8 protein-coding genes, 1 tRNA gene and 6 pseudogenes are annotated in these 18488 nt (G+C 52.2%); 8 read left to right on the top strand and 7 right to left on the bottom strand.

What is annotated here, in order from left to right; all coding sequences use genetic code 11:
* Nucleotides 1-13: 13 nt before the first annotated feature.
* On the top strand, nucleotides 14-1300 hold the full coding sequence (gene rhlB / locus SYMBAF_RS00885; protein ID WP_040264494.1) for an ATP-dependent RNA helicase RhlB: 1287 nt from the start codon (nucleotides 14-16) through the stop codon (nucleotides 1298-1300).
* A 352-nt stretch (nucleotides 1301-1652) separates the two neighbouring features.
* A pseudogene (locus SYMBAF_RS18245) lies at nucleotides 1653-1793 on the top strand (Ppx/GppA phosphatase family protein); the annotation flags it as partial.
* Between the two features lie 57 nt (nucleotides 1794-1850).
* On the opposite strand, the gene rep reads toward SYMBAF_RS18245, so the two are convergent.
* Complete coding sequence (rep, locus tag SYMBAF_RS00875) at nucleotides 1851-3875, bottom strand: DNA helicase Rep (RefSeq protein WP_040264495.1); 2025 nt, start codon at nucleotides 3873-3875, stop codon at nucleotides 1851-1853.
* A gap of 385 nt (nucleotides 3876-4260) precedes the next feature.
* On the opposite strand from rep, the pseudogene SYMBAF_RS00870 reads away from it, so the two are divergent.
* Nucleotides 4261-4539 (top strand): annotated as a pseudogene (locus SYMBAF_RS00870) (peptidylprolyl isomerase); the annotation flags it as partial.
* A gap of 43 nt (nucleotides 4540-4582) precedes the next feature.
* Here the strand turns inward: SYMBAF_RS00870 and SYMBAF_RS00865 are convergent.
* The 6 genes and pseudogenes from SYMBAF_RS00865 to bglF form a co-directional block, all read right to left on the bottom strand.
* Nucleotides 4583-5471, bottom strand: a pseudogene (locus tag SYMBAF_RS00865) (insulinase family protein).
* Between the two features lie 85 nt (nucleotides 5472-5556).
* Nucleotides 5557-6842, bottom strand: a pseudogene (locus tag SYMBAF_RS00860) (dicarboxylate/amino acid:cation symporter).
* A gap of 267 nt (nucleotides 6843-7109) precedes the next feature.
* Entirely contained in the window at nucleotides 7110-9116 is a 2007-nt protein-coding gene (hmsP, locus tag SYMBAF_RS00855) for a biofilm formation regulator HmsP (RefSeq protein ID WP_040264496.1), read from the bottom strand.
* Between the two features lie 759 nt (nucleotides 9117-9875).
* Nucleotides 9876-9952: transfer RNA gene (locus tag SYMBAF_RS00850), tRNA-Pro, on the bottom strand.
* A gap of 203 nt (nucleotides 9953-10155) precedes the next feature.
* Nucleotides 10156-11559 carry a glycoside hydrolase family 1 protein gene (locus SYMBAF_RS00845; protein ID WP_040264497.1) on the bottom strand — a complete coding sequence of 468 codons (1404 nt, stop codon included), beginning with the start codon at nucleotides 11557-11559 and terminating at the stop codon, nucleotides 10156-10158.
* Between the two features lie 14 nt (nucleotides 11560-11573).
* Nucleotides 11574-13436, bottom strand: a complete 1863-nt coding sequence (bglF, locus tag SYMBAF_RS00840) for a PTS beta-glucoside transporter subunit IIABC (protein WP_040264622.1) — start codon at nucleotides 13434-13436, stop codon at nucleotides 11574-11576.
* Between the two features lie 880 nt (nucleotides 13437-14316).
* On the opposite strand from bglF, the gene SYMBAF_RS00835 reads away from it, so the two are divergent.
* From SYMBAF_RS00835 to SYMBAF_RS00815, 5 genes and pseudogenes are all read left to right on the top strand, one after another.
* Nucleotides 14317-15066, top strand: coding sequence for an NAD-dependent epimerase/dehydratase family protein (locus tag SYMBAF_RS00835; protein ID WP_040264498.1), 750 nt, complete (start codon nucleotides 14317-14319; stop codon nucleotides 15064-15066).
* Between the two features lie 158 nt (nucleotides 15067-15224).
* Nucleotides 15225-15386 (top strand): annotated as a pseudogene (locus tag SYMBAF_RS18240) (GNAT family N-acetyltransferase); the annotation flags it as partial.
* A gap of 339 nt (nucleotides 15387-15725) precedes the next feature.
* Nucleotides 15726-16020 (top strand): annotated as a pseudogene (locus SYMBAF_RS00825) (cation transporter dimerization domain-containing protein); the annotation flags it as partial.
* Between the two features lie 209 nt (nucleotides 16021-16229).
* Entirely contained in the window at nucleotides 16230-17192 is a 963-nt protein-coding gene (pfkA, locus tag SYMBAF_RS00820; RefSeq protein ID WP_040264499.1) for a 6-phosphofructokinase, read from the top strand.
* 260 nt (nucleotides 17193-17452) lie between these two features.
* A complete protein-coding gene (locus SYMBAF_RS00815; protein ID WP_040264500.1) occupies nucleotides 17453-18442 on the top strand; it encodes a sulfate ABC transporter substrate-binding protein in 990 nt (329 codons plus the stop codon).
* Nucleotides 18443-18488 lie beyond the last annotated feature (46 nt).

Below are 18488 nucleotides of genomic sequence, written 5' to 3'. Positions count from 1 at the left end.
ATTCTACCATACTATGAGCAAAACACACTTGACTGATCAGAAGTTTTCCGACTTCGCCCTGCACCCGTTAGTCCTTGAAGCCCTTGAGAAAAAAGGGTTTCACCATTGCACGCCCATCCAAGCGTTAGCATTGCCGCTCACGCTCTCCGGGCGTGACGTTGCAGGTCAGGCGCAAACCGGTACCGGAAAGACGCTGGCTTTTTTAGCGTCTACTTTTCACTATTTACTTACCCATCAGGCGAAACAGGATCGCCAAACCAACCAGCCGCGCGCCTTAATTATGGCACCCACGCGTGAACTGGCGGTGCAGATCCATTCAGATGCAGAACCCCTCACCCAGTCCACTGGCCTGAAGCTGGGCCTGGCCTACGGCGGCGATGGCTACGATAAACAACTGAAAGTGCTGGAAAGCGGCGTAGATATCCTGGTCGGCACCACTGGTCGCTTAATCGACTATGCCAAACAGCACTACATCGATTTGGGTGCCATTCAAGTCGTGGTGCTAGATGAAGCTGACCGTATGTATGATCTGGGCTTTATCAAAGACATCCGCTGGCTGTTCCGCCGTATGCCTGCGGTTGACCAACGCCTGAATATGCTGTTCTCTGCCACCTTATCCTACCGTGTCCGTGAATTGGCCTTCGAACAGATGAACAACGCTGAATATGTTGAAGTGGAACCGGAACAGAAAACCGGCCACCGCATTAAAGAAGAACTGTTCTACCCATCCAATGAAGAAAAAATGCGTCTGCTACAGACGCTGATCGAAGAAGAGTGGCCGGATCGCGCCATCATCTTTGCCAATACCAAACACCGCTGTGAAGACATCTGGGGTCACCTGGCTACCGATGGTCACCGCGTTGGCTTGCTGACTGGCGACGTAGCGCAGAAAAAACGTTTGCGCATTCTCGACGATTTCACTAAGGGCAACCTCGATATTCTGGTTGCCACCGATGTCGCCGCGCGCGGTCTGCATATCCCGTTGGTCACCCACGTATTCAACTACGATCTGCCTGACGATTGCGAAGACTACGTGCACCGCATTGGCCGTACCGGACGCGCTGGCGAAAGCGGTCATTCCATCAGCCTGGCCTGCGAAGAGTATGCACTCAACCTACCGGCGATCGAGGCCTATACCGGTCATAGCATTCCAGTAAGCAAGTATAATAGCGATGCTTTGCTGACCGATCTGCCAGCACCGAAGCGCCTGACGCGTCCGCGCAGTAGCAATGGGCCACGTCGCAACTCAGCACCCCGTCGCGGCGGCGCACCGCGCGGCAACCACAAATGCTCAGGCTGATGACCCAATAACTTTCAAGTTGCATCAAGGTGACCCACTCGTTAGTACACCGGGTCAGTGCCGGAGGCAAGCAAGTGCGGCTCACACCGATGCGTTTTGAAAGGCACGGGGGATAACATGCTCAATTCCAGCAGGCTCTATGTAGCTATCGACCTTGGTTCCAACAGCTTCCATATGCTGGTGATATACGAAGTGGTCAGCAGTACTCAGATCCTATTGCGCATCAAGAGCGCAAAGTGCAGTTGGCAGCCGGGCAGGATCAGCAAAATCGCCTATCGTACGAGGCCATGCAACGCGGAGGCTGTGCTTGAAGCTGTTCTCCGAACGCTTGCAGGACATTCCACGCAAGCAAATCCTCAGTTGTCCGATCCCGGTGATCAGCGGCGTGGAAGAAATGCGGCTGATTTACCACCACGTCGCGCACACCACTGGCGGGCCTGATCGACGTTTGGTGGTCGATATCGGCGGCGGCGGCACCGAGTGGGTAACTGGCCGCTGAAGCTAGAAGCTCAACATTAATGTGACAACGGCGTAAATTGCGCCCGGTATTCTACCCTTCGCCTTTGGCCTTGGCTAACTGGGCGCGAATATTGGCTAAATGGCTCTGGCCCTTCTGCATGCGCTCTTGTGGGCTGATCACCTTAGGCCCGCTTTCCCACGTCAGATCGTCTTGCGGCAACTCCAACAGAAAACGGCTCGGTTCAGGCCGCACCAGTTCGCCATACTGGCGGCGTTCACGGCACAGGGTGAAAATCAGTGTTTTTTGGGCGCGGGTGATCCCCACATAGGCCAAACGCCGCTCTTCATCGATGTTATCCTCATCGATACTGCTCTGATGCGGTAATAATCCCTCTTCCATTCCCACCAGGAACACATAGGGGAACTCCAGGCCCTTTGAGGCGTGCAATGTCATCAGTTGCACCTGGTCTTGTTGTTCTTCGCTTTCGCCGCGTTCCATCATATCGCGCAAGGTGAAACGGGCGACCACCTGGTTCAGCATCATCGGTTCTTCCAACTCGCTGCCTGCCAACATTTCTGTCATCCAGCCAAACAGCGTATTAACGTTTTTCATACGCATTTCAGCAGCTTTAGGGCTAGGGGAGGTTTCAAACAGCCAACTTTCGTAATCAACACCGTGGATCAGATCGCGCACCGCCGTAACCGGATCACACTCAGCAAGCTTAGCAATGCCGCCCAACCAGTGGGTAAAACGCTGCAATGACTCCAGCCCACGGCCGCTCAGATGCTGGCTGAGGCCCAGATCGAAGCTAGCACGGAACAAGCTCTTGTTACGCTGATTGGCCCACTCACCCAATTTTTGTAGCGTCGCCGGGCCAATCTCGCGCTTAGGCGTATTGACGATACGCAAGAAGGCGCTGTCATCGTCCGGGTTGGTCAACACCCGTAGATAGGCCAGCAGATCCTTGATCTCTGGCCGCGAGAAGAACGAGGTACCGCCGGAAATCTTGTAGGGGATGCGGTTCTGCATCAGCATCTTTTCGAACAACCGAGACTGGTGGTTGCCGCGATAGAGGATCGCGTAATCGCCGTAGCGGGTTTTTTTCACAAAGTGGTGAGCGATCAGTTCCCCCACCACCCGCTCAGCCTCATGGTCTTCGTTAGTCGCGGTAATGACTTTCAGTTCTTCACCATAACCCAGCGTGGAAAACAGCCGTTTTTCAAAAACGTGTGGATTATTCGCGATCAGAATGTTGGCTGCTTTCAAAATACGTTCGCTGGAACGGTAGTTCTGTTCCAGCTTGATCACCCGCAGCGCCGGAAAATTTTCCTTCAGCAACGCCAGATTCTGCGGCCGCGCCCCGCGCCAAGAGTAGATCGACTGGTCATCATCACCGACCACAGTAAAGCGCGCACGGTTACCCACCAGCAGTTTCACCAGTTCATACTGGCTGGTGTTGGTATCTTGATATTCGTCCACCAGCAGGTAGCGAATGCGCTTCTGCCAGCGCTCGCACACCTCTTCGTTGCACCGCAGCAGCAGGGTTGGCAACAGGATCAGATCATCGAAATCCAGCACATTGCAGGCCCGCATATGGGCGTGATACAGGCCGTAGCAATGAGCGAACAGCTTGTCGCGTTCAGAGTGCGCCAACGCTATCGCTTGTGTGGGATCGATCAGATCGTTTTTCCAATGGGAAATGGTGGAAATAAGCTGCGCCACCAACGTTTTGTCATTTTCCAGCCACTTTTCAGTCAGATCTTTCAGCAGGGCAAGCTGATCCTGATCGTCAAACAACGAAAAATGGGGCTTCATTTCCAACACGCCGTATTCCCGCTTGATGATCTCCAGCCCCAAAGTATGGAAGGTGGAAATCATTAGTCCGCGCGCTTCTTTGCGCCCCATGGTTTGCACCACGCGCTCTTTCATCTCATGCGCAGCCTTATTGGTAAAAGTCACGGCAGCGATGTGCCGCGCTTGATAGCCGCAGTGGTGGATCAGGTGAGCAATCTTGTTGGTAATGACGCGCGTCTTGCCGGAACCGGCACCGGCCAGCACCAGGCAAGGCCCGGTAACGAATTCGACAGCTTGTTGTTGGCTGGGGTTTAATCGCATGGCGCTTTGTTGCTCGACTTGATAAGGTGGCAGGAGATTGTAGCAGAAAGTGCCGATGAGATTTAACAGGCATATACCCGTCGTCTTTCAAGCTGTAGCGTGGGTGGCTGCACTCAGTTACGTGGCCCATCGATGGATCACCTCTCTTACGAGGCTGCGGCAAACCACGTTCAAATCTAATAGAAATCAAATCCTTGTAATTTCCCCTTCGGGCTACCACTTTGCGGCATTCAAATGGGTTCCCGACCGATTTGTCCCGGCAACGTTGCCACCCCAGTGACTTACTTGGGTCATCGCCTGGAGACTCACGAATTTGCCGCCTAGCTGCAACTTGAAATTCATAGGGTATAATCAGCGCAATTTCCGCATTGATAAAGGCAATACCATGGCAAAGACGGCATGCGCCCTGCACATACTGGTGGACAATGAAAAATTGACCAATGTGCTGCTGGTCGAGCTGAAGCGCGACGTCAGCTTCGATACGCTGGCGCGCAAATACTCAGGCTGCCCGTCAAAACGTCATGGTGGCTCGTTGGGCGAGTTTATCAAAAGCAGCATGGGCGCTGCCTTTGATAAAGCAGTGTTTAGCATTCCACTGCTCAAACCCCATGGCTCGGTCAAAACCCAGTTCGGTTATCACATCATCAAAGTGCTATACCGTAGCGGAGGTGGCCGAAACCTCCCCCCCCCCTCAAGGCTGCCGTGTGCTAAGATCCACCGCTTTCGCCACCACAAGACGCTGTAGACATGATACTGTTATAGGTTTCCTGCAACTGCTTCATACTCATTTCCGGCTCACCTTCTGGTTGTTTCAGCGCCAAGGTCACATCCTGAGAAAGCTGCAATTTCAACTCCCAATCCAGCGCCTCAAGCGTCAAGCCAAACAGGAACGTTTGACGCAACCTCTGATACTGCTCCAGAGCGATATCCACCACACCTCTTTGCTGAGAACCTAAACGCTGGCTCATCAGTACCGGTGTGTGCATAGGCGGCAAACAGTTTGCTCAGTTGCGCGATATTGACTGGCAGCTTCACCGGCTGAGCCGGATCCTGTGCCGCCAATGTCGAACCTTTCAGACGACAACGCCACCAGGCATCTTGCAGATTTGGCGGGAAGGTGCCAACTGGATCGATGCAGACACTCATCACCACCTGCACCCCGTGCTCATTGAGAGCCAGCTTGCCAGTGATATCGGAAAGCCACACCAACGCATCTTTCAGCAGGTCGGGGCGGTTATTTGGCAAACTGAGATTGTAAATGGTGAAGTCATAAGAGCTGATGGCTAGCGGTAAAGGCCGTTCATCGTCGAGGCTCTGCTGCCATAGCGAACGAAGTTGCAACGTGGAAAGACTTCCGCTGTGCCCCAGAGACAGGCGCGGCAACAAATGGGCGGAGCCGATCTGTTGAGAAGACTCCGCCAGAGAACCGGTATTGATCCTCAGCCGCAATTCGATGCGGTCATTCGGCCGCTGCGGCGTACTGAAGAGTTGCCATGAAAACCCCGTTGGCAAGCCCCCCTGCCGCCACGCTGGATTGGGTTGTAGTGCTTCAGCCTGCGCGCTTGGCAGTAACCACACAGCATCGTGAAAAATAATGGCTAGTCGAGTTTTAAATGCAAGAAATCATGACAGGGGGCAAGCGTCACCGGCTGCTAAAGCAACCGATGATTTAGCATTAGCATCAGGTGGAAGATAGCGCTTTATCAGCGCCGCCATTTTTGTTGTTCAGAGTATTTTTCAATTGATTCTCATCTAACTGCTCGCACCACTTCGCCACCACCACGGTAGCAACGCCATTACCCACCAGGTTGGTCAGCGCTCGCGCTTCAGACATAAAGCGGTCAATGCCCAAAATCAACGCCAGACCGGCTAGCGGCAAATGCCCTACCGCAGAAATGGTGGCGGCCAGTACGATAAAGCCGCTACCGGTCACACCCGCCGCCCCTTTGGAGGACAGAAGCAGCACCGCCAGTAGGGCAATCTGATGAATGATGTCCATATGGGTATTGGTGGCCTGCGCAATAAACACCGCCGCCATGGTCAGATAAATCGAGGTGCCATCGAGATTGAATGAATAGCCGGTAGGGATAACCAACCCCACCACCGACTTCTTGCACCCCAGCTTTTCCATCTTGCCCAGCATGCGCGGCAGCACGGACTCGGAAGACGAGGTGCCGAGCACAATCAATAGCTCTTCCTTGATGTAGTTAACGAATTTGAAGATGCTGAAACCGTTGGCACGGGCAATCGACCCCAGCACTACCACCACGAACAGGATACAGGTGATATAGAAGCAGGCGATCAACTGGCCGAGCTGTACCAGAGTGCCAAGCCATATTTACCGATAGTGAACGCCATGGCACCGAACGCCCCCAGCGGAGCTAGCCGCATAATCATGTTGATGATGCCGAAAATGACCTGAGCAAAACTGTCGATCACATTGAAGATCAACTGACCCTTTTCACCCAGGTTATGCAGCACGAAACCGAACAACACAGCAAACAACAGCACCTGTAGAATGTTGCCGCTAGCGAATGCGCCAATCATACTGCCGGGAATAATGTCCAGTAGGAACGCAATGATGCCCTGCTGTTTCGCTTGCTCAGCATAGATTACCACCGCTTTAGTGTCCAATGTGCTAGCATCAATATTCATGCCAACCCCAGGCTGCATCAGATTGACGATCACTAAACCGATAATCAGCGCGACAGTGCTGACAACCTCAAAGTAGATCAGTGCGATAGCACCGGTACGCCCCACGGCCTTCATGCTTTCCATGCCCGCGATGCCGCTCACCACGGTGCAGAAGATCACCGGAGCAATAATCATCTTGATCAGCTTAACGAATCCATCGCCCAGTGGTTTCATTTGAGTGCCGATGTCGGGATAGAAATGACCCAGCAAGATACCCAACGTAATTGCTGTTATTACCTGAAAATAGAGGCTTTTAAAAATAGTTATTTTCATAAAAATATCCTTTAGGGGAAAGACGAACCAGGCGGCAATCTATTGATCCCCCTGTTAATCTCAGGCACAAAAAATAACACTCAATTAACAACATGGAAATAATTTGTTTCAGCATGACATCAGGAACGGTGTGAATTTAAGAACTGAAACGCGTCAAGCTGGAAGAAAAATTGGAGATTGCGACATCTTTTATTTTCCTGGTATGAGCACAAAAACGGCGAAAATGAAGCAGCTATGGACAGACACGGTGAGCCACAGAGAAGAAAATCAGTCCGCAGCGCAGCAAAACCGGGCCTCAAACTCCTCACGCGGCAACGGGCGCGCAAACAAAAAGCCTTGCCCAGAGTGAATGCCATGCCGCAGTAACCAGTCGCGCTGCGCAGCGCTTTCAATGCCCTCGGCCATCATCGGTAGGTTGAGCACATCAGAGATTGCTCTGACGATGCGCACCATAGCGTCGTCTTCCGGTAGCTCTTGAATAAAGCTTTTGTCGATTTTAATCAGATCGATTGGCAGGCATTTCAGGCGGTAAAGATACTCCAAGCTGGAATACCCCATGCCAAAATCATCCAAAGCGATAGACAGTCCTAGTTCATGTAGCTCACGCAGCAACGTCAGCGCTTGATTGAGATCGTCGATGCGCACTGTTTCGGTAATTTCTAGCAGCAGCTTGCACGGATCGATCCGATGTTGCGCCAGCACGCTCTTTAGGTGCGATACAAAGTCTTCATTCTGCATCTGAATGCCGGAGATGTTGACCGCCAGTGGCAGCGTAATGCCCCGATGTTGCCAGTTCGCCAGAATGCGGCAAGACTCTTCAATCACCCAGTTGCCGAGCGGCACGATCACCCCTAGCTCTTCCGCCAGCGGTATCACGTCGGACGGCAGGGTAAAGCTGCCATCATATTGCTGCCAGCGTAACAACGCTTCGGCACCGATCACCGCATTGGACTGCATGTCAAACTGCGGCTGTAAAAATAGCGAGAAGTGGCACTGTTCGATGGCGTGCAGGATCTCGCTTTCCTGCGTCAGCCGTTTTTGAGTTTTTGCCGTCAGGCTGGGTTCGAAAAACAGAATCTGATTTTTACCTATACGCTGGGCGGACATCATCGCTGAGGTGGCGCTGCGTAGCAGGTGCTCAGCACTATGCTCCTGGTTAAAATAATGCGCTATACCAATGCCGGCGCTTGGGCGCAGCGCCAGATCTTTCATGCTCAGCGGCGCGTTAATCTCTGTCATGATACTGCGCGCTAGCTGCATGGCGTGGAATGGCCGTTCAATCCCCTTGGGCAGTATGGCGAATTCGGTGTTACTCAGTTGCGCCAGAATAGTGTTTTCATCGACGCAACGGCGTAATTTCTGCATCAGTGCTAACAGCAACGCTTCGCACATCGCCAGGTTTAGCACCCCAGATGCCTCATGCAACGTCTCAATGCCGAGAACCAGCAGGTTAAAACGCTCAGGTCGCAGGCTAGAGGCAATATGCTGTTCCAGCAGTGCGGTAAACAGCACCTGATTCGGTAGGCCGGTGACCGGGTTATGGGTGCTAAGGCACCTCATCTCGGCATGCATTTTGGCCAAAATCTGCTGATTACGGTTGTAATTGCGCACCAACAAGCCAAGTTCGTCGTCCTGATGCAAAGCTGGCAGCATCAGTTGATGGTAGGGAGCTTCATCCTGCGAAATATTATCCAGTTCCTTCGCTATCACACGCAACGGATATACCATTAGTTGGTTCATACACCAAGTGATGGCTATCGATAAAATCAGCGCTAACAGCAGGTAGGTCACCAACATGGTTGACAGCATGCTGAGGATAAACTGGTACATACGAAACGAATCTGCTTGCAGTGCCAGGTAGGCCATCGGCTGTGAGTTGGCTGGCCCCCACTCCAGCGGATAAAGCGGAACGGAAATCTGGATCGGCAGTTCGAACAGCCTGGCGATCAGCGTTGGCACCGGACGTTCCGGTGGAAAATTAGCGTGCAAGGCCTGAAATTCGTTGGGCAACAGAATATCTGCCTGGGCCAGTATCCCCACTGGCAATAGCTGGTTCAATACCCGGTTGGTTTCCGGCATATCCATGCGCAGCACAGCCTCAGCCAGCGGTTTACGCACCGCGTGAGCGATGATTTCCAGTTGTTGGGCGTAGTCATCCCTGCGCTGTTGCACAAAGTGGAATAACTGGATCACGATAAATAGGCAAATGGTCACAAACGCCACGCCAGACACCGTTGCCATCTGTTTAATCGTTAACGAACGCTTGACCCGCAAACCTGCCCTCCGCGAAATCGGGTTGAAATAAAAAAAAGAGGACTGTATTACCCTCCTTCTCGAACAGGTCTGAGTATACTCAATTGCCTGGTGTTGCTAACTTTCCATACTGCTAGCAAATCAAGAAAACTGAGGGTTTCAGTCTTATTCTAAGCGGGATGTCTCTAATTTAGGCCCAGGGTAACAAAACCACCTAGTGTCCGACACCCTGAAACTATCAGATAGGGGGCATGTGAATGCATTAAGAGCCTAATGGGATAGGTTTTAAGATCGGTTCATACCCCCTGATGCCGTTAACTGAAGCAGGCAGGTTCATCGCCATGCATTGTCGAAGCAAAATCATTGCGCATTAATCAGGGCCGATTAGCGTGAATAAATGACATTACACTACTTTGAATATTGATTTACCCGTCATACTTCAAGTTGCCTGTGCGGGAGCTTTCCTCGCTCACCTCAATCACTGACGGTTGTCAGCGCTTGGGGATTAATCAACCTCATCCCTGAGGTTCAGCCTACGGCCCAGCGCAAGGGCGGTTCAAATCGGCTCCCTACCGATTTGTCGCTGCGTTGCCGCCTTCCTGCCACGCGCATGATTTAGGGTATAAAGGGAAGAGTTGAGAATTAAGGAGAATGCGTTTTTATTAAGGATAAATATTTTCACAAAGTTGCTGCCATTTAGGGCAAAACTTCTGCATAAGTTCTCATCCCGTTAAACGGTGGACGAAAAAAAACCTGCTTAAAAAGCAGGTTTCTTAAATGTGGTCGGCGAGAGAGGATTCGAACCTCCGACCCACTGGTCCCAAACCAGTTGCGCTACCAAGCTGCGCTACTCGCCGTTAGCGGGGCGCATCTTACTGCTAGCGGTTATAGGCGTCAATCACTTTTTCCTCGCTGCGCTTCAAGTGGTGATAAAAGCACCATAAAGCACAGCGCGACAGGAACTGCCACCGCGCAACGCCCCCAAGTTCGCGCATACCCACCAGTGCCGTGAACGTTATAGGACGAGAAATTGGCAGCAAAGGGTATGGATTGATGAAAGTCAGGCTTTATCTTTCAAGCTGTTACCGTTGCTTTGAATCACATCACGATACCAGTAGAAACTCTTTTTGCGCCGACGCTCCAGGCTACCGTTGCCAGCATCGTCTCGATCGACATAAATAAAACCATAGCGCTTTGACATTTCCGCCTTAGAAGCACTAACCAGATCGATAGGCCCCCAACTGGTGTAACCCATCACCTCCACGCCATCGTCGATCGCTTCTGCCACCTGCACCAAATGGTCGTTAAGATAGTTGATGCGATAGTCGTCATTGATGCTACCGTCAGCCTCAATGCGATCTTTGGCACCCAGGCCGTTCTCGACAATAAACAGCGGCCTCTGGTAGCGATCGTACAGCATATTGAGCAGATAACGCAGCCCGATCGGATCGATTTGCCAGCCCCACTCCGAACGGTCCAAATGCGGGTTTGGCACCATATTGAGAATGTTGGCACGGGCGGTGTTATTTTGTGCCTCGTCGGTGGTGACGCAGCCGCTCATATAATAGCTGAAGGAGATAAAATCGATAGTTTCGCGTAGCGCCTGCCGATCCTCGGCGGTGATCACCACTTGAATGCCGTTTTCGCGGAAAAAACGCTTCATATAGGCCGGATAATAACCGCGCGCCTGCACATCGCCGAAGAACAGCCAGTCGCGGTTTTGCCGCTGGGTTTCCAGCACATCCTCCGGCCGACAAGTTAGCGGATACAACAGGCCACCCAGCAGCATATTGCCGATTTTACCGCCCGGAACTATCTCATGGCAGGCTTTCACCGCTTTAGCGCTAGCCACCAACTGATGGTGGATCGCCTGGTAGATGGCGCTTTTGTCGCTGTCTTCTGGCAGGCCGATGCCCGTAAAGGGCGCGTGCAACGACATGTTGATCTCGTTAAAGGTCAGCCAATGCTTAACCTTGTGCTTGTAGCGCTCAAAGACGGTGCGCGCGTAGCGTTCGAAAAAGACGATAGTCTCGCGGCTACCCCAACCGCCGTATTTCTGTGTTAGGTCGTAGGGCATTTCGTAGTGCGACAGGGTGATCAGTGGCTGAATGCCGTATTTCGCCATTTCGTCGAACAGCCGATCATAAAACGCCAGCCCGGGCTCGTTTGGCATGTCCTCATCGCCCTGCGGGAAAATACGCGTCCAGGCGATCGAGGTGCGTAAACACTTAAAGCCCATTTCGGCGAACAACGCAATATCCTCCGGGTAACGATGATAAAAATCGATCGCTACGTCCTTGATGCCACAATCCCCCGTGACCCGTGGCGTTATCGCACCGAAAATGCCCTGCGGCTGTAAATCGGAGGTCGATAAGCCTTTGCCATCCTTCAGATAAGCGCCTTCGGCCTGATTCGCCGCCACTGCGCCGCCCCATAGAAAATGTTCCGGGAATTTCCCCATCATCGCTTGCTCCTCAATTAACGTAATAATAAAGTGAGTAACGGTGCCTGTTCCTGTACTGGAGACAGACCGTTGATCAGCACGTCGATGTAGTCATCGCTGTTGCCGATGATGATCGGCGTGGTGGTGTCAAAACCTGCGGCGCGGATCGCCGCCAGGTCAAACTCAATCAGTAGATCACCCGGTGTGACTTGATCGCCCTCCTGCACATGAGCGGTGAAATGCAGCCCATTGAGCTTGACGGTATCGATACCAACGTGGATAAGAATTTCTGCTCCACCGTTCGACTCAATGCCAATGGCGTGCTTGGTTTTGAACAGCGACACCACGCTGCCCGCGACGGGTGCCACCACCCGCCCTTGCCGTGGGACTATCGCCACCCCTTTGCCCAGCAGGCCGCTGGCAAAGGTGGTGTCTTTCACCTGTTCCAACGGCAGTACCTCACCGGCGATTGGGCTGAGGATCGGCTGTGTACCGTTGAGCGGTGCGGCAATGACCGATGCCTCTTCCGTTGGTTTCACGCCAAACAGATAGCTAGCCAGTGCAGCGAAGCAGAATGACAACAAGGTGCCGCTAATCTCGCCCCACACCGTGGCGTCGAAGCCGCTGGCGGGAATGATCTGCGCAAAAGTGAAGATGCTTACCAGCCCGAATGAATAGGTCGCGGTATGGTAATAGCCGATCACCGCCCCCCCTAATGCGCCGCCGATGCAGCCGAAGACAAACGGCCGCTTGTGCGGCAGCGTTACGCCGTACACCGCCGGTTCGGTAATGCCGAAGATGCCAGCACCGAGGGCCGATCCAGACAGCGCCCGTAATTTGGCATCGCGGGTGCGTAGCATCACGCCCAGCGTAGCACCCACTTGCCCCATTACCGCCGGTAGCAGCAATGGCACCATGGTGTCGTGGCCCAGCATGCTCAGGTTATTAAGCATTAGCGGCACCAGCCCCCAGTGCAGGCCAAAGATCACGCACACTTGCCACACCGCGCCCATAAAGGCACCAGCGACGATCGAGTTAAAGCTATAAATGCTTTGGTAGCCATCCGCCAGCAGATGACTCAGCCAGGTCGCCGCCGGACCGATCAATAAGAAGGTCATCGGTACAGTGATCACCAGGCACAGCAGCGGAGAGATGAAATTGCGCACCGTTTTGTGGATCACCCGGCTAAACAGCAGTTCCAACCTGCAGGAGACCCAAGCGGCAAGGATGATCGGGATCACCGACGAACTGTAATTGATAAAGGTCAGCGGAATGCCAAGAAAATATTCGCGCACCGCGTCTGGTTGCTGTGCAGCTTCGAACGCCGTGATCATCAGCGGGTGAGTCAGTGCGCCGCCGATCGCCATGGTGATGAATGGGTTGCCGCCAAATTTTTTCCCAGCAGTGTAACCGAGCATGATCGGGAAGAAATAGAACAGCGAGTCGCTGGCAGCAAACAGTATTTTAAAGACACCGCTGCTCTCCAATAGCCAGCCGCAAGCCTGGCTTAGTGCCAAAAACCCCTTAAGAACCCCCGTTGCGGCCATCACCCCTAATAGTGGGGTAAAAATGCTGGAAACCACCTCGATAAAGCGGCTGAATAAATTCTCTTTCTTATCATCCGCGCCCTCTGCTCCGACTGCGCTGTCGTCAAAACCAGCAACCTGGTTGATCGCGTGGTATACCTCTGCTACGTGGTTGCCAACCACCACCTGAAACTGCCCGCCACTTTCCACTACCATGATGACACCGGGGTTTTTCTTCAGCACCGCCGCATCGGCGCGGCGGTTATCGCGTAGCTTGAAACGCAAGCGAGTGGCGCAATGCACCAGGCTTTTTACGTTGTTGCGGCCACCGACGCTGACCAAAATCTCACTGGCTAATGTTTCATATTCCATACGATTATCCTTAGCAAACAGCAACATTATGTTTGGCTCCACATGGCGATAGCCAATCGCCACGACGGAATTTTGCACAAAAAAAAACCTAAACCTCATGACCCCTGCACCCAACGAGGAAGGACGCAGAAATACGAGGTTTAGGTTTTGCCTGTCGGAACAGTGACAACCCTAAAGCGGCTGAGCGATGACGTTAACACCCAAGTTTTTGTTGCGGCAAGGCTTTGCGATAGCAAATTGTAGAACTGTGATCTATCGGACAAAGCGCTCTCAATAGGCGACATATTGCATGGCAGTGCGTAAATGGCTTAGTGTGATGTTGAAGCTATAAATTAATAAGATTACCTAATTGGAGTATTCAATTTCTCGGTAATTAGCTGGATGAATGCATTGAATCACAGCTCACTCTGTGTGAATATTTCTCATCATCACCTCATCACAATCGTGCAGAAATTCACTCATTACTCGGCTGGCAGGATTTAAAACACGCTGTGGTACTGCGGGTTCAACTATGGGGTCGCGGGGCGGTGTCCCTATTACTATCAGATGTGGGGTGATGGCATGGGAGAAAGCGCTCAACCATCGACTGTAGCATGCGTAACCTGATTTAACCATTTATTCAATATATTACGTTGGTTTTTTGCAATTGTCGTGCTGGAAAGCGGCGCAACAAATACCGGAATGCAGCGTATCGACATAGTAGGTTATGCTCCACTACCTGCTGTGCGGGCAGTATAAACTTTTTGATCACAAGCCTTGCAAAATACCGCCCATTGGCAGCACACAACATCAGAGAAGCTAATTGAAAAGCTGGACAAAAGTCACAGAGAATATTATTACTGGTCACAGAGTAATCTCTATTTAGGGGACGACAGCGATCATGACCTTACGTAATGAATTAGGACGGATTCTGATTACGGGTGCCGGTGGCCGGGTGGCAACGGCGTTTCGTCATGCGGTAGGTCATCGATATCGGCTGCGGCTGGCGGAAAGGGATAGCGGTTTGCTCAACGATGTGCACCCCGACGATGAAGTCATCAGCTTTAACATTGCCGATCTCGACGCCTGCCGCACCGCCTGTGCCGATATCGATACCGTATTGCACTTGTCGGCCGATCCCTCCCCCAACGTAGATTTCTGCGGTTCACTGATAGACAATAACATCCTCGGTACTTTCAATATTTTCCGTGCGGCAAAAGACGCAGGCTGCCGACGCGTAGTGTTCGCCAGCAGCGCACAAGTGGTAGAGGGCTATCCGCTGGATTACCAGATCCGGCCTGACGACGTGCCAAAACCGAAAAACCTGTACGGTGCCAGCAAAGCGTTCGGCGAAGGCATCGCCGCCTATTTCGCCCATCAAGAAGGACTTTCCTCATTGTCGGTGCGCATTGCGCTCCTCACCACGCTGGCGGATGGCGAACCGCTCAGCGCTCGCGATATGAGTGTCTTTCTCAGCCACCGCGATGCCACCGATCTGTTGGAACGTTGCATCCGTATCGAAGGGGTGCAGCACGCGGTGGTACATGGCATTTCCAACAACCGCTACAAGCGGCTGTCGCTGGTGGAAACCAGCCGTTTGCTCGGTTACTACCCGCAGGATGATGCGTTCAGCATCCGCGGTTTCGCCTAAGGCTTATTGAAAAGATGCTTATTCGCCCTTATAAACCAGGAGAGGAACTGACGCTCAGGAAGGTTTTCCACTCTGCTGTTCATCATTTAGCCCATCAATATTATTCACCCGAACAAATTAATGCCTAGGCTCCAAATACCTATGATGTTCAGGAATGGAATAAGCGTATCAGTATACTTAAGCCATTTGTCGCTGAAATCAATGGTAACATCCTGGGTTATGCTGACCTTCAACCATCAGGGTATATAGACCATTTCTTTGTTACGTCTTCTCATGCACGTCAAGGTATAGGAAACGCGCTTATGCTGCATCTTCAATAAGATTGCGAAGCGTGAATGTATTAAGCATTTATCGTCAGATGTAAGCTTTTCTGCTGAAAATTTTTTCACCTCTCACGGATTTAAAAGCGAGAGACTTAATTTAACTGTTGTCAGAAGGGTAATATTAAAAAATACCCGAATGATAAAAGTACTGGATTAATCACTCAATTAGCTAAACTTACCTGTAGTACCACTTTTTCCTCCCCAAAAGTTAGGCAGTTAATGGGGACTGACCCTGCCACGCTATATTAGGCTAAGCCCTGCCATTGCCCGTAAGCGCCTCTGGCGTCCATACTACTACTGATAAAAATTATCGCCTGATATCACACCAGCTCGGTCAGCCTGTTGGATCGGGCGCTGCCGGATAAGGAATGTCAGGCCATTATCGGCGTGGCCTCTTCCTGGCCGGGAGTGAAAGGTGTGCACGATTTGCGCCCCCCGTCAATCCGGCCCAACGCGCTTCATTCAATTGCATCGGGAGATAGCGGATTCTCTGCCGTTACGGCAGGCACATATTCTGGCGGAACAGGTGGAGCAGGGGTTACGGCATCGTTTCCCAGGGGCGAATATCATCATCCACCCAGCCCCCAGTTCCGTGGTGCCAACAAGACGTCAGGGGCATCAGGCGTGGTAATCAGATCAAGGCACCACACCCCATGTCAGATTAGCTCAACATGCCATACCGTTTTTTTACCGTTATATGGCGTGACTTGAATCAATTCAGTTGGACGTTTTTGATATAGTATCCCACCTAAAAGCGGGTTTTCTATGAGTCGGAGAGGTGCCAAGGGATGGGCGAAAACAGAATTCTTAAAAAATTGCATCTACAGTTCAGAGGTAGTCATGATCAAAAAAATCGGTGTACTGACAAGTGGCGGTGATGCGCCAGGTATGAACGCGGCGATCCGTGGTGTGGTGCGTGCGGCACTTTCGGAAGGTTTGGAAGTTTTTGGTATTTACGATGGCTACCTCGGCTTGTACGAAGATCGCATGGAGAAATTGGATCGTTACAGCGTGTCCGACATGATCAACCGTGGTGGTACCTTCCTTGGTTCGGCTCGTTTTCCGCAATTCAAAGATGGAAGTGTTCGCGCCAAGGCGATTGAAAATCTGAAAAAACGCGGCATTGATGCGTTGGTGGTGATCGGCGGCGATGGTTCTTACATGGGTGCCAAACGCTTGACGGAAGAAGGCTTCCCTTGCATCGGCCTACCTGGCACCATCGATAACGATGTAGCCGGTACGGACTACACCATCGGTTACTTCACCGCATTGGAAACCGTGGTGGAAGCGATTGACCGCCTGCGTGATACGTCTTCTTCGCATCAGCGTATCTCCATCGTCGAAGTCATGGGCCGCCACTGCGGCGACTTGACGCTGGCGGCGGCGATTGCGGGCGGCTGTGAGTTCATCGTGCTGCCAGAAATTGAGTTCAATCGCGAAGATCTGGTAAATGAAATCAAGGCCGGGATTAGCAAGGGCAAAAAACATGCCATCGTAGCAATCACCGAGCACATCTGTGATATCAATGAACTAGCACGCCATATTGAGCAGGAAACTCAGCGAGAGACCCGCGCGACCGTACTGGGCCACATTCAGCGCGGCGGAACCCCTGTCGCTTATGACCGTATCCTGGCATCCCGCATGGGCGCATACGCGATTGAACTGCTGTTGCAGGGTTACGGTGGCCGCTGCGTCGGCATCCTAAATGAAAAGATGGTGCACCACGATATCATTGATGCAATCGAGAACATGAAACGTCCGTTCAAAGGCGATTGGCTAGAAACGGCGAAAAAGCTGTACTGATACGCTGTTTTTTCTGATGTCAAAAAAACCACCGCTTGCGGATAAATGTCGGTAAATAATGCAGGAATCAGGCTTTCAGTCCTGTTTTCCTTTGCACCGCATTATTCGCAAGCGGGGTTTTTATACTCGTCAGCGTTATATTCCTAAATCGTCTATATTAAATATTTTTTATTCTTTAATTGCCAGGAAAGTTTCTGGCAGGCTCAGGGGTTAAATCAACCGATTATGGTTGCGCTTAATTTTCCTAGGAGAGCCTGTCGATGCGCAAATGGAGTGTAGGTTTAACATCGGTGCTGTTGGCGTTCGGCACCATGGCACAAGAGATCCAACTGCTGAACGTTTCATACGATCCAACGCGCGAGTTCTATCAAGAATATGACACCGCGTTTAGCAAATACTGGCAGCAACAGACCGGCGATAAAGTCAGGGTGCGCCAGTCGCACGGTGGCTCCGGCAAGCAGGCAACCTCAGTGATTAACGGCATTGAGGCCGATGTGGTGACACTGGCGCTGGCTTATGACGTGGACGCCATTGCCGAACGCGGGCGTATCGATAAAGCGTGGATCAAACGCCTGCCGGACAACTCGGCACCTTACACCTCAACCATCGTGTTTTTGGTACGCAAGGGTAACCCGAAGCAAATTCACAACTGGCCGGATTTGGTCAAACCCGGCGTCTCGGTGATTACGCCAAACCCGAAAACCTCCGGCGGTGCGCGCTGGAATTACCTGGCGGCCTGGGGCTACGCGCTGCACCACAATAACAATGATCAAGCCAAAGCGCAGGATTTCGTTAAAAGCTTATATGGCAACGTTGAGGTACTGGATCCTAGCGCACGCGGTGCTACCCATACCTTCGCTGAACGCGGTATCGGTGATGTGCTGATCGCTTGGGAGAACGAAGCGCTGCTGGCGGAAAATGAGCTGGGTAAAGACAGGTTCGAAATTATTATCCCAAGTAAATCCATTCTCGCCGAACCCACCGTAGCGGTAGTAGACAAAGTGGTGGACAAACGCGGCACCCGCGATGTAGCTACAGCTTACCTGAAATATCTCTATACGCCGGAGGGGCAGACCATCGCCGCAAAAAACTACTACCGCCCACGTAATGCGGCCGTAGCGGCCAAATTTGCCGCTCGGTTCCCAAAACTGACCCTGTTCACAGTGGACGAGACCTTTGGCGGCTGGGGTGAAGCGCAAAAGGTGCACTTCGCGACCGGGGGCGTGTTTGACGAAATCAGCAAGCGCTGATCCCTATCCAGCAGCGATAAAGCCCCCCAGCTTACCGGGGGGCTTT

The organism is Serratia symbiotica (assembly GCF_000821185.2).
Taxonomy (GTDB): Bacteria; Pseudomonadota; Gammaproteobacteria; order Enterobacterales; family Enterobacteriaceae; genus Serratia; species Serratia symbiotica.
This window is presented reverse-complemented; position numbering and strand designations above follow the sequence as displayed.